General features: G+C 58.8%; 10 protein-coding genes. 9 read left to right on the top strand and 1 reads right to left on the bottom strand.

Going from position 1 to position 12,345, the window contains the following annotated elements; translation table 11 throughout:
• The first annotated feature begins 225 nt into the window (after positions 1–225).
• Genes ACZZ0G_RS29135 through ACZZ0G_RS29095 form a run of 9 tightly spaced genes read left to right on the top strand, consistent with a single transcriptional unit; the run spans position 226 to position 9,951 of the window.
• Positions 226–1,539: an aspartate aminotransferase family protein gene (locus tag ACZZ0G_RS29135; RefSeq protein ID WP_463558611.1), complete on the top strand. Its 1,314-nt coding sequence runs from the start codon at positions 226–228 to the stop codon at positions 1,537–1,539.
• Positions 1,529–2,032: an N-acetyltransferase family protein gene (locus ACZZ0G_RS29130; protein WP_463558610.1), complete on the top strand. Its 504-nt coding sequence runs from the start codon at positions 1,529–1,531 to the stop codon at positions 2,030–2,032. Before ACZZ0G_RS29135 ends, ACZZ0G_RS29130 begins: the two co-directional genes overlap by 11 nt.
• Before the next feature lie 7 nt (positions 2,033–2,039).
• Complete coding sequence (locus ACZZ0G_RS29125; protein WP_463558609.1) at positions 2,040–2,522, top strand: adenylyltransferase/cytidyltransferase family protein; 483 nt, start codon at positions 2,040–2,042, stop codon at positions 2,520–2,522.
• Positions 2,523–2,571: 49 nt separating this feature from the next.
• Positions 2,572–3,204 carry an HAD family hydrolase gene (locus ACZZ0G_RS29120; RefSeq protein ID WP_463558608.1) on the top strand — a complete coding sequence of 211 codons (633 nt, stop codon included), beginning with the start codon at positions 2,572–2,574 and terminating at the stop codon, positions 3,202–3,204.
• A gap of 2 nt (positions 3,205–3,206) precedes the next feature.
• Complete coding sequence (locus ACZZ0G_RS29115) at positions 3,207–4,253, top strand: NAD-dependent epimerase/dehydratase family protein (RefSeq protein WP_463558607.1); 1,047 nt, start codon at positions 3,207–3,209, stop codon at positions 4,251–4,253.
• Positions 4,247–6,511 carry a glycosyl hydrolase family 65 domain-containing protein gene (locus ACZZ0G_RS29110; protein ID WP_463558606.1) on the top strand — a complete coding sequence of 755 codons (2,265 nt, stop codon included), beginning with the start codon at positions 4,247–4,249 and terminating at the stop codon, positions 6,509–6,511. Before ACZZ0G_RS29115 ends, ACZZ0G_RS29110 begins: the two co-directional genes overlap by 7 nt.
• Positions 6,508–7,749 (top strand): MFS transporter, encoded by a 1,242-nt coding sequence (locus tag ACZZ0G_RS29105; RefSeq protein WP_463558605.1) that lies wholly within the window; start codon positions 6,508–6,510, stop codon positions 7,747–7,749. Before ACZZ0G_RS29110 ends, ACZZ0G_RS29105 begins: the two co-directional genes overlap by 4 nt.
• Positions 7,733–8,836: a DegT/DnrJ/EryC1/StrS family aminotransferase gene (locus tag ACZZ0G_RS29100; RefSeq protein ID WP_463558604.1), complete on the top strand. Its 1,104-nt coding sequence runs from the start codon at positions 7,733–7,735 to the stop codon at positions 8,834–8,836. Before ACZZ0G_RS29105 ends, ACZZ0G_RS29100 begins: the two co-directional genes overlap by 17 nt.
• Positions 8,833–9,951, top strand: a complete 1,119-nt coding sequence (locus tag ACZZ0G_RS29095) for an NAD(P)/FAD-dependent oxidoreductase (RefSeq protein WP_463558603.1) — start codon at positions 8,833–8,835, stop codon at positions 9,949–9,951. The genes ACZZ0G_RS29100 and ACZZ0G_RS29095 overlap by 4 nt, the downstream gene beginning before the upstream one ends.
• A 4-nt stretch (positions 9,952–9,955) precedes the next feature.
• On the opposite strand, the gene ACZZ0G_RS29090 is transcribed toward ACZZ0G_RS29095, so the two are convergent.
• Positions 9,956–12,340 carry a DUF3772 domain-containing protein gene (locus ACZZ0G_RS29090; RefSeq protein WP_463558602.1) on the bottom strand — a complete coding sequence of 795 codons (2,385 nt, stop codon included), beginning with the start codon at positions 12,338–12,340 and terminating at the stop codon, positions 9,956–9,958.
• Positions 12,341–12,345 lie beyond the last annotated feature (5 nt).

Genomic DNA, 12,345 nt, shown 5'->3' with positions numbered 1-12,345 from the left:
CATGGGAATCAGCTTGTTGTGTTTGCGATTTAGTTTTTAAATTGACGCTGTGAGGGGGCGGGATTAGGTTTTTGCTTCACAACTTTACTTGACTAAGTATTTGTCTGATTTCGAATGTAACGCGATTTTTCGCGTGAGTTTTTCGCATGCCTTATAGCGCCTGTATCCTGCGGGAATGCGGGGTTGTTATTCACACTCAATGGTATGAAAGGAGTGTCAGTGGTCATGGATTGTTTAAGAGAAACACGTGTCGGAAATGTACTGTCAGGATGGAATCATTTATCGGTAGTTGGGCCGATCAATGTGCAGAATACGGCGGGTGCGCGTATTCAATTATCCTCTGGCGAATGGTGCGACGATTATATTATGGGCTGGGGTTCATGCCTGTTGGGGCACGACAGTCCGGTCATCAAACATTCAATTAGCAAAGCCCTGGAACGAGGTTTTCTCCAACAATACGAAACCGATGAACATCGCCTGTTGAGCGAGAAGTTTTGTGCGGTGGTGCCGTGCGCCGAGAAGTTGCGACTGGTGAACTCCGGCCTCGAAGCCACCATGTATGCAACGCGCATCGCCCGTGCCGTTACCGGCAAACGAATCATCATCAAGTTTGAAGGCCATTTTCATGGGCTCAATGATTCGCTGACCTGGAACGTGGATTCTTCGCCACGCTCGGGTGAAGTATTGGCCGGCGGAGAACTGGAACGTCTGTCAGGCACTGTGGGTATTCCAAACGAATTCGGAAGTTTGACGGTGGCAGTTTCGTGGAACGATCTGCAAGCCGTGGAGCACGCCTTTGAAAAGTACAAGGACGATGTCGCGGGCGTGATACTGGAACCTGTCGCCCTGAACCTCGGCTGCATCAAGCCGGACGAGGGCTTTCTGCAAAAGTTGCGGGCGCTGACGACGCGGCACGGTGCGCTGTTGATTTTCGATGAAGTGCTGACCGGATTCCGCGCCAATATCGGCGGTGCGCAGAAAGATTTCGCGGTCACTCCCGACATTGCCGCCTTCGGCAAGGCGTTCGGTTGCGGCATGCCCATCGCCGGCATTGCCGGTAAAGCCGAGTACATGGATGTCATCGCGCCCCGCGGTCCGGTGCAGATCAGCGGCACCAACACCGGGCGCTATCTTTCTGTGTCCGCCGCACTTGCCGCTATCGATCACCTGCAGGACGGTGCGGTGCATCGGCATATTGCCGGGCTGGAGTCTCAGTTGAAATCGGGACTTCGGGATGTCTTCGATAAACACCGGATTCCCTGCCATATCGATGGTTATGGCGGTCGAATCGGCGTCCATATCGGCACTTCCGAACGTCCGCGGACAATGAAGGAAATAGAAGGATTTTATCCGATCGATTTTGCCCAGAAGTTGTTTTACCTGTTGTCCTGCGAATACAACCTGTATGGCTTCCTGATGCCCCTTGGTTACTGTCCGGAGCCGGTGACACTCAGCGCGGTGCACACAGCGGAAATGATCGCGGACGCCTGTGAACGACTGGATTCGGCACTCAAGAGGATTCCATTCCATGGAAAATGAACTTGATGGTGATATTTGCATTCGCCGATTCATAAAGTCCGATATGCCGGCAGTGCTGGCACTGGTCGCACAAATTGGTTCCAGCGAGGACTTGACTGAATCTGCCGGTGAGCAATTTGCCCGGGAACTCGCTGACCCAAACCATGAGGGCGATCGTTTTATTGCCGCACTTGGCGATGTGGTTATCGGAACAATGGGCTGCGCTTCGGGCCCTATTCCGTCAAAGCATGTGTTATGGGCAGACTGGTTGATTGTTGACAGTGAATATCGCCGATATGGCGTTGCGTCTTTGTTATATGACGAGATTGAAAAGTTTGCGCTGGAACATAAGAAGTCCTGGCTGTGTCTCGATATCGGCAATATCGACAGAGAACGGGCAGCCTACCGCTTTCATTTACGCAATGGTTTTCAGATCGTTGGGCAACTTCCCGATTATTGGGGTGATTTTGAACACTTGAACATCATGGCTAAATCTCTCAAATCAAAGGATTGAATTTATCATGGGCGTTTTGAATGACATTACTGCATTGCAGGACGAGGCGGTTTATTGCCGCGAAAAAGGTTTGGTGATCGGGCTTTGTCACGGTTGTTTTGACATTGTTCACCCGGGGCATATTTATCATCTGCAGCGCGCCAGTACGATGGTCGATCGACTGTTCGTATCCGTCACCGCAGACCCATACGTGAACAAAGGCGCGGACCGGCCGGTATTTCCCGATCAAAAGCGCGCGGAGTTTCTCGCATCCATCCGTTATTGCGATTTCGTCATCGTCAACCATACGGCAACCGCTGAATTCATGATCAAGACATTGCGCCCCAATTTGTATTTCAAGGGTGCCGATTACACCGATGGATCGGACACCAGATTGCAGGCGGAGCGGGCGCTGGTTCAAAGCGTGGGAGGGCGGATGGTGCTGACGGACGACAAGATATTCGACTCGACTTCCAGGATCGCTCAACTGGTCATGGCCAAGAACAGCTGACAGGTAATCAACCATGTCGAACCTTTTACTGATTGATCTCGACGGAACAATGATCGACACACCGCATTTCGAAGCCTGGCGCAATGCGGCCCTTGAGTTTTCTGGACAGCAGTTGACGCCGCAGCAATACATTGAGCACATCGCCGGGCGGCCACGCATGGAAGGTGCTTCCCGACTGCTGGCACTGACCACCCGTGATGCCGACGGTGCAACGTCCGCAACGTTCAGCGCAGACGACCTGGCCGCGTACAAACAGGAGGAATTCCAGCGGCTCTCACCGGGCACCGAGCTGTTCGAGGATTCTTTGCGATTGCTGCAGCGCATCGAAGCGTCCGCGCAGCCGGTGATGTTCTATACGGCGTCGCTGAATGCTCCGCAATTGTTCGAGGCGGCGCTGAAGCGGGCGAACGTATGGGGACAGGCGCCGGTATCGATTACCCGGCAAGCACCACATCAAACCCGCGACAAACTGGTTCAACAACTGATCGGCGACCATGCTCCGCAGGATGTTCACCTGATCGATGACAGCCCCTATGCGACTGATCTGGCCTGCGGCCTGGGCGTGCGCGCCTGGCAGATTCGCCGTGATCCGCTTGAACCCAAGGCTAGCCATCCACACGCTTCAATACTGTCATCGCTTGATGAATTCACGCTGGCGCACTCATCACAGGGAAGGAATTAACCATGAAAAAGGAATCAACTGTTCTTGTTACGGGCGGTGCTGGCTACATTGGCTCGCGTCTGGTGCCCAAACTGCTTGCCGCCGGGCACCGCGTCCGGGTGCTGGATGCGCTGTATTTCGGCAACGGGCTCGAAGGTGTGCTGAACCATCCTGGCCTGGAATTCATCAAGGGTGATATACGCGATCCGGCGCTCGTGGAAACGTCGCTGCAAGGTGTCGACACCGTTGTGCATCTTGCTGCGGTGGCAAACGATCCAAGCTTCAATTCGGCCCCGGAACTGGGCCAATCGATAAACATCGATTGCCTGCCGCATCTCATGAGCAGCGCCAAGCGTCTGGGTTGCCGGCGTTTTATCTACGCGTCTTCAGCGAGTGTCTACGGCGTCAACGCAGAACCTTTTGTCGACGAACGCCAGCCCTGCGTGCCCATCACCGACTACAACCGGTTCAAGGCTGATGGCGAGAAGATACTCTTCGAACTGACCGACTCATCGTTCGAAACCGTTGCCGTTCGCGCCGCCACGGTGTGCGGCTGGTCGCCCCGGCAACGTCTGGATCTGACCGTGAACATCCTGACCGCCAGTGCGCTGGCGCGTGGTGAAATCACCGTGTTCGGCGGCAGTCAGTATCGCCCCAACGTGCATATCGGCGATCTGACCCGGCTGTATACGATGCTGGTCGAACGGGAATCCCTGGGCGAGGTGTCCGGGACGGCAATCAATGTCGGCTACGAGAACCACACGGTGACCGACATTGCCAGTCAGGTAAAAGAGATTGTCGATCGGTACTTCCGCACCAATGTGCCGATCACCACGACCCACAGTGACGATGTTCGATCCTACCGGCTGGACTCCCGGCGCGTGCAACAGACGCTGGGTTTCGAATTCATCTTTTCGATCCGCGATGCGATCGTCGAGATCTGTGAGCAGTGGCAATCGGGGAACTTCAAGGACAGCGGCGATGTGTTAGCGGATATCCGTTATCACAACGTGCGCAACATGCTGCACAACGACTGGTCGTTCCAGGCGTCAGGAGGCGCATCGTGCTGAGCATTTCCTACGGCGAGCAACGCGAAGACATCGTCGCGATCGACGCGAGATCGTCGTCCTTCGCGGCGTGCGTGGCGACCCTGGCCAATCCCTTGCTCGGCGTGCGTGCGCACATGCCCAACGCATCGGCTCGCTGCCGGCGCACGCAGTTGCTGTTGGCGGGGGTGTATGCGGCCGGTGTCGGCGTCTCGCGGGAAATCATTGCCTTGCCCGCGCCGGCCATCCTGCGGCTTTACGATGTTGACACGGGGTTGCCGCTTGAGCCGGCAAGCAACGAACCCGTGGTGGTGTTGGCACTCGATCAGGCGACCGTCAGCAGTTGCGAGCAGTTTCAGCTGGCCGGTGTGCAATATGAGCTGACGGTCACTCAGTTCATTGATGCCCCGGATCAGGCGGAGGTGTCGACGCAGATCAGTTTGAAACGCCTCGGCACCGGCACCGCACGCCATCGACTGAGGCTTGATTACGGAGTGGATGGCAGCGCGTCGAACGAATACCTCGGGGCTTGTGACTGGCTGACCGCGCGGCATTACCATTTCGGGCAAAGCGTTGTCGATCAAGCGTCGTTCAGCCTGATCGTCGACGCGGCCGAGCAGCGGCTGCGTTATGACGTGCGCGTCGAACAGGCAGATTCAGCGGCGAGTTCCGTCGTTTCCTGGCGGCAGGGGCAAGAGGGTTGTGTGGCTTCGGTGACCCTGGACTTTGCAGCGGTCAGCCAGCACCGGTTGGTGACGCATTGGCGGGTGGCTGTCGATAGCGATCAGACCCACCCCGACACGTTTGCCGGCGACTTTGATGTCGCAAGGATCCAGGGCTGTCATTTGAGCCAATGGAACAGCCTCTGGCGTGAGCATGAAGTCACCATTCAGGCTCCGCACTCGGGCACTGATCTGGGCATGAAGTACGCAGTATTCCAATTGCTGCAACATGGCCTCGGCGCGGCGCATGGGGCCAATGGCACGATATCGCCGGCGCGAGGCCTGACCAGCACTTACCATTCTGGTGCGACGTTCTTCGACACTGAACTGCACAAGTGCATGTTCTGGATCTGGAACGCGCCGGACGTTGCCAGGGCTCTGATCGACTACCGCTATACGTTCTTGGAAAAAGCGCTGCAGTTCGCGCGTACCAGCGGCTTTTGCGGTGCACGTTTCCCGGAGGCGTCCAACGATCAGGGCGGCGAAAATGGCCCGCATTATGTGTTGTCCTATCCTGAACAGGACATAAGGCGAGAGTGGAGTGTCGATGAGGTGCTGCACATTTCGGCAGACGTCAGCTATGCCGTGAACCGGTACTGGGCGGTAACCGGTGACAACGCATTCATGGAATCTCGGGGCTTCGAAATCCTGATTGAAAGCGCTCGATTCGCGGCATCGGTGTTCAAGTGGTCAGAGAGCAAGCAGGCGTACGTGGTGAATTCGGTCATGGGCCCGGACGAGTATCACTACCACGTGAACAACAGTTTCTTTACCAATTACCTGCTGCGCTGGAGTATCCGGCGGGTGCTTTCATTGCTCGACCGGCCGGGCTTTCCCGGGGTGTCTGGCGCGCAACGCCGACTCTGGCAAGCGATAGCCGATAACGTCTACCTGCCGTGGATCACGGTGGACGGGGTGGCCATTCCTGAAGAGTTCGAAGGTTATGCGGCATTGCCGGACACCCGCCTGCGCGTGGTCAAACAGCGTGGGCCGCAGTTTGCCGACGAGGTCGAACGCGACAGCGCGGAGAAACTGCAAAACTTCGATTCGCAACTGGTCAAACAGGCCGACATCGTGCTGTTGATGTCGATGTTTCCCGACGATTTTTCAGCGGCCGTGAAGCGTGCCGCGTTCAATTACTATGAACCGCGTACGGTGCATGAGTCCTCGTTGAGTTACGGCCCGCATGCCGTCGTCGCCGCGCATCTGGGCGAGACGCACACCAGTGCCGATTTCATTGCCCGGGCCAGCCGCTATAACCTCGACTTCACGCCGGTCGACGACTACAGCAACGGGCTGCATCTTTCCGCCTACGCCGGCGCCTGGCAAGGATTGGTCGAGGGGCTGTCGGGGCTGGATATCGAATCGGGCCAACTGGCCTTCCGACCGAAGTTGCCCGCACACTGGCAGGCTTACCATTTCACGCTGCAGTTCCGGGGTCGACGACTGCGGATTTCCGTGCTCGGTGACGATGAGCTGGAGATTCGCCAAGGCGATCGCCAGTTGCCGACCCAGCGTGGCGAGGATGGACGAATAGGCCTCAAGGAGGGGCACCCATGATTTCTATCAAAGAACGCTTGTCACCTTACAACGATGCCTTGGGGGTCTTGCCGTTTCGCAAGTTGCTGATTGGCCAGGGCCTGTCGATGGCCGGCGATGCCATCTGCCTGGCGGCGCTGCCGATCGCACTGATTCGCGACGGTTTCGGTGGTGATGTATTTGGTTTCATCATGGCTGCCGTCGGTGTCGGAACCGTTATCGGTGCCCTGGCCGGGGGGATGCTGGCGGATCGCAAATCGCCCCGGCAAGTGCTCATCTACACCGATACGGCGCGAGGCCTTGCGCAACTGGCCGCCGTTGCGCTGCTGATGACAGGGGCGCACTGGGGCTTTTTGGTGCTCGCGTATCTGATCTTCGGTATCGGTATTGGTGTATCGAAACCCTGTGCACAGGTGCTGCTGGTCAATCTGTTGCCGAAAAAGGCCCTGGTGGCGGGCAACGGGGCGATGAACTTCATCGATAACCTGGTCGCCATTCTGTTTCCGGCGACGCTGGGGGTGTTCATCATTCTTTGGGATCCGGTGTGGGGGATCCTGATCGATGGGCTGACCTTCTTCTGCGCCGCCGTTTACACCGCGCAGTTGCCGAACGTCGGTCACCATGAATCGGAGGAAGAGTTCTCGCTGCGTGAAGCGCTCAACGGCATCACCGTGGTCGTCAACAACGCCACGCTGCTGCTGGGTTTTGCCGCGACGCTGGTGGTGAACGTGTTGTGTTTCCCGATCTTTCTGGTCGTTGCCCCTTATGCGATCAGTCAGCGCTTCAGTGAAGACATGTGGGGTTATTGCCTGGCGGCATCGGGATTCGGCGCTTGCATCGGTTCGGTCATCACGGTGCTGGCTTCGGGGCATGAGCGACTGGTGGGGCTCGCCGTCACTTGCGGATTGTTCCTCGCGGGGGCAATGGCCTTGCTCGGGCTGGGCACATCGGCGTGGATGGCAATTCTGGGAGCGACGTTCGTCGGCATCGTCGAAGCGTCCTGGCTCACCGGCTGGGCAACCGCCATGCAGACACATTCCCCGGAGAAGGATCTGGGCAAGGTCGTGGCGGTCGATACCTTCGTGACCAGCGGCGTGCACCCCTTCATCTATCTGGGCAGCGGGGTGGTCGGCGGAATCGTCGGCTACTCCCAGACCCTGACGCTTACCGCTGTTGTCAGTGCGGTCGGGACCCTGCTGATTGTCCTGACGTCCCTCATGTTCATGCCAAGGAGTGCGCGAAATGATCAAGTGCAATAACGTCCAGGAACAGGCTCAGGACCTTTCGAGCGAGATTTTCGAGCGCTGGCAGGTGCTCCTGCAGTCAGGCGAATTCATTCTGGGTGAGGAGGTTCTGGCGTTCGAAGCCTGGATGTCGGAGCGCTGTGGCGGGGCGCATGCGGTGGCCCTCAATTCAGGCACGGATGCGTTGTTTCTGGCATTGCGTGCGCTGGATATCGGGCCCGGCGACGAAGTCATTACCTGCGCCAATACCTTTGTTGCCACCGTCGGTGCCATTGTGGCGGCAGGTGCCCGGCCGATCCTGGCGGACGTGGGCGACGATGAACTGATGAACGTCGATACGATTGCGCCCCTTTTGAATGAGCGGACCAAAGCGGTCATTCCGGTCTATCTGCGCGGACGTCCGCTGAATATCGATGCCATCCTCGACCTGTGCCGTGCCCGCGCAGTGGCCGTCATCGAGGATTGCGCACAGGCGATCGGCACCACCCTCGACGGCCAGCAAGTCGGCACTCGAGGCGATGCCTCCGCCTTTTCCATGCATCCGTTGAAGACGCTTGGGGGTCTGGGAGATGGCGGGATGCTGGTCACCCGCAATCCGAAGATTGCCGAATACGCACGTATTGCACGCAACCATGGCCTGGAAACCCGTAACGAATCGGTGCGGTTCGGTATCAATTCGCGCCTCGACTCGTTGCAGGCCGCCGCGCTCAATGTCAAAGCGCAGTATCTGGACCAATGGCTGAAAAGACGTGTGGAAATCGCCGCTTTCTATGATGACGTTCTGGGTACCACCCGCACGGGGACAGATTTGGGTGGGGGCAAGCCGGGAAATTCCTATTATCACTATGTCGTGCAGTCGCAAAATCGTGATCGCTTGCAGGCGTTTCTGGCGCAGCACGATGTGCAAACGGCCGTTCATTATCCGCTGCCGATCCATTGGCAAAAAGCCTGGTTGAGCAGTCAGCCACGCATCGTGCTGGCCAATACCGAACGTCTGTCCCGAGAAATGCTCACCCTTCCTTGTCATCATCATTTGTCGGATGCCGAGGTGGAGAAGGTCACCACGCTGATCAAGCAATTCGAGCGCACGGAGGGGCGGTGAATATCGATATCGAATGCGTGGTGATCGGCGCCGGTGTGCTCGGGCTGGCGGTGGCCCGGGCACTCGCCTTGAGTGGGCGTGAAGTGATTGTGGTAGAGGCGGGCGAGGGCATCGGGACGGGCATCAGTTCGCGCAATTCCGAGGTCATCCACGCCGGTATCTATTACGCCGACAACAGCTTGAAGGCGCAGATGTGTGTGCAGGGCAATCGCCGTCTGTATGCCTTCTGTGAGGCGCACGCCGTGGCTTGCCAGCGTCTGGGCAAGCTGATCGTTGCCACCGACGACGCGCAGCGTGGTGCCTTGCAACGCTTGTGGGAGCAGGGGCGGCGCAACGGTGTCGAGGGCTTGCAGCTGCTCGACGCCCGCCAGGCGCTGGCGCTGGAGCCGGAACTGTCCTGTGTCGCGGCACTCTGGTCGCCCTCCACCGGAATTGTCGACTCCCATGCCTTGATGCTTGCCCTGCAAGCGGATGCCGAGTCCATGGGCACCTCGTTTGCCTTTCATACCCCGTTTGAATCCGCCCGCTGTCACCCTGGTGGGATCGAGTTGCGGATGGGCGGTGCGCAGCCCATGACCCTGGGTTGTCGCGCACTGGTCAACTGTGCGGGTTTGTCTGCGCCACAAGTGGCAAGTCATATCGCCGGCCTGTGCTCATCGTTCATTCCCGTGGCGCGATTGTGCAAAGGCAGCTATTTCAGCTTCAGCGGGCGGATACCTTTTCGCCATCTGGTCTACCCCGCACCCGAAGCCGCCGGGCTCGGCGTCCATATGACGCTCGACCTCGCGGGACAGGCGCGCTTCGGGCCGGATGTGGAATGGGTCGAGCAGGTTGACTACCGCGTTGACCCGCAGCGGGCCGACAGCTTTTATCAGGCGATTCGCCGCTATTGGCCGGGGCTGCCCGATGGCAGCCTGCAACCGGGGTACAGCGGCATCCGCCCGAAGATCAGCGGCGAACAGCAACCGGCGGCGGACTTTGTCATCAGTGGCCCAGCGGCGCATGGCGTACCGGGTCTGGTGAATCTGTTTGGCATCGAGTCTCCGGGGCTGACGAGCTGTCTGGCTTTGGCGGACCGCGTCGTGCAGGAAATCGGCGGTTGTTCGCCTCATTGATTTTTCACGTACTTGCCGCCGGCTTCGCCAGCGCAATTCCCGCCGCCCCGAGACGCTTGAGCACTTCGAACAAAAGATCGCTTTTGGTCACCCCGACAATTCTCGGGCTGCCCACATACCCGGTCACCGTCAAGGTGATCCCGTCCGGCGACAACTTGCTGAAACGCACAAACGGTGCCGGCTTATCGAGGATGGTTTCGTTCTCCCGATAAGTTGTGAGCAACAGGTCTTTGACCGCTTCGGGATCGATGTCCAGCGGGAACACCAACTCCAGCGACGCCACGCCTTGCGCGCTACCGCCCAGCGTGACGTTGCGCAGGTTCTGCGAGATCAGTTGCGAGTTCGGCACGATCACAATCGAGCGGTCGCTGAGCTGGATTTCCGTGGCGCGCACGTTGATGCGGCGAATATCGCCTTCGACGCCACTGATGCTGATCAAGTCGCCGACTTTCACCGGCCGTTCAGTCAGCAGAATCAGGCCCGAGACGAAGTTCTTCACGATCTCCTGCAAGCCGAAACCGATGCCCACCGATAACGCACTGACGATCCACGCCAGATTGGTCCACTGCACGCCCAGCGAGGACAACGTCAGCAGAATCACGAAGGCGTAGCCGATATTGGAAAACAGCGTGCTCAGCGAGGCGCACATGCCCGGGTCCATGTCGGTCTTGGGCAGGAACTCATTGTCGAGCCAGCGGCGCAGGGCGCGAATCAGCCAGATGCCGATCATCAGCGCCAGCACGGCATTGAGCAGATGGCCGGGGACGATGTTCAGCTTGCGCAATCCGGCGCCGCCGAGGATCGCCATGATGTTGCTCGCCAATTGCCCGAGCGTGGTACCGATGCCGCCGACAAACAGGGCAATGACCGCCAGCAGCAACAACGCGGCACGACTGAAACCGGACAGCAGAATCGAGATCTGATCGAGTCGCCGGTCACCGATGCCCAGTAACTGCTTGAGCGCTTTGCCGCTCGCATGTCTGGGGGAAAACACGTGCTCGCAGACGTCCTTGATCAACTGGATCAGCAGGTAAAAACCTGACAGGACAATGTACGCCCACACCAGCTCATAACTGATGAACCGCGCCAGCGACACATAGCCGGCGAGCAAGGCAATCGCCGAGACAAACATCGACACGCTGGCGAGGGTGTAAATCACCCCGGCAAACGTACTGTTCGTCGCCGCCGCGTCATTGGCCGCGACCAGCGCCTTGCGCACTTTGCCGACGCGCAGCAGCAGGGTCGTTACGATCACCAGCACGACGATCGAAATGACCCCGCGCCCGGCAATCACAATCTGGCTGCTCATGCCGGTGGCATTGCTGACCTGCACCAGCGTCACCAGCACCAGTAACGTACAGGACAGGATGCGCGGATAGGGCTTGAGCGCCAGCGCCACCGGATCGGCAATCGCTGGCAAGCGCCAAGAGGGATGCTCGGTCGACAACAAAGCGCGGCTCAAACCGGTGAGCAGCACGCAGGCATACACGACCTTCTCGAACTCTTCGGAGAAGGTTTCCAGTACCGGCGGCAAGGGTTGGTGGCGGGTGCAGGCGTAGAACAGCAGTTGCAAGGCAATGCCGGTGGTGGCGATGGTCGCCAGCGCCGAGGCGAATGCCAGCGCACTGCGGCGCAGACGTCCCTCGGGCATGCGATAAATGCACACCCAGGTCAGGCCGCGTTCCGCCAGCCTGCGGCCGAACGTCCAGATGATCAGCGCCAATAACACCAGCAGACTGGTGTAGAGCCGTTCTCCCGGCGCCCACACGGTGGCCCAGGTGTCGCGCACCTGGGCCACGAAAAAGCGCAAGCGCTGCCGATCATCGACAGTCGGAATCAGCAGTGGCGACCAGAAACGCGGACTCAGCACGCTCTCAGTACCCAGCGTCAGCTCGCTTTCCAGCAATGTGCGGCGGATGCCGGCAATCTGCGTAATCAGATCCGCCGCGTTTTGCTTCAACGCCGCCAGGCTCTTCAGCGTGCCGTCGACCTTATTCTTCTGCTCAGCCAGCGAGGCTCGCTGCGCGATGATATCCGCCTGCTCAGCCGCCACCTCGGCATCCGGCGCGGCCCCCAATACGCCCAACTGCACGGCCAACTGTGCCTGCTGCGGCAGCAACGCCGCCGACAACCGATCAACATCCAGAATGAACGCTTGCACGCGATCCTGCGGGCCTTCGAGCTGGTTGTAATTGTTCGCTGCGGAAATCTGTTGTTTGAGACCGTCGAGGCGTTGTTGCAGGGCTTGCAGATCGCTTTGCGAAATCACCGGCAGCGGCGCGGCGGCGGTCGTTGCCGGCGCCGGCAGGTCGGCTGCCCACAGCGCCGGACTGCCGCCAGCGAGCAGCATGAATGCGACCAAAAACAACGACTTCAATGTGTTGCGCATGGGGG

This window comes from Pseudomonas sp. AC169, from assembly GCF_979258515.1.
This window is presented reverse-complemented; position numbering and strand designations above follow the sequence as displayed.

What these genes read in the sequence shown, in the direction of transcription:
- ACZZ0G_RS29135 (WP_463558611.1), top strand. Translation starts at nt 226, where the DNA reads ATGGATTGTTTAAGAGAAACACGTGTCGGAAATGTACTGTCAGGATGG.
- ACZZ0G_RS29130 (WP_463558610.1), top strand. Translation starts at nt 1,529, where the DNA reads ATGGAAAATGAACTTGATGGTGATATTTGCATTCGCCGATTCATAAAG.
- ACZZ0G_RS29125 (WP_463558609.1), top strand. Translation starts at nt 2,040, where the DNA reads ATGGGCGTTTTGAATGACATTACTGCATTGCAGGACGAGGCGGTTTAT.
- ACZZ0G_RS29120 (WP_463558608.1), top strand. Translation starts at nt 2,572, where the DNA reads ATGATCGACACACCGCATTTCGAAGCCTGGCGCAATGCGGCCCTTGAG.
- ACZZ0G_RS29115 (WP_463558607.1), top strand. Translation starts at nt 3,207, where the DNA reads ATGAAAAAGGAATCAACTGTTCTTGTTACGGGCGGTGCTGGCTACATT.
- ACZZ0G_RS29105 (WP_463558605.1), top strand. Translation starts at nt 6,508, where the DNA reads ATGATTTCTATCAAAGAACGCTTGTCACCTTACAACGATGCCTTGGGG.
- ACZZ0G_RS29100 (WP_463558604.1), top strand. Translation starts at nt 7,733, where the DNA reads ATGATCAAGTGCAATAACGTCCAGGAACAGGCTCAGGACCTTTCGAGC.
- ACZZ0G_RS29090 (WP_463558602.1), bottom strand. Translation starts at nt 12,340, where the DNA reads ATGCGCAACACATTGAAGTCGTTGTTTTTGGTCGCATTCATGCTGCTC.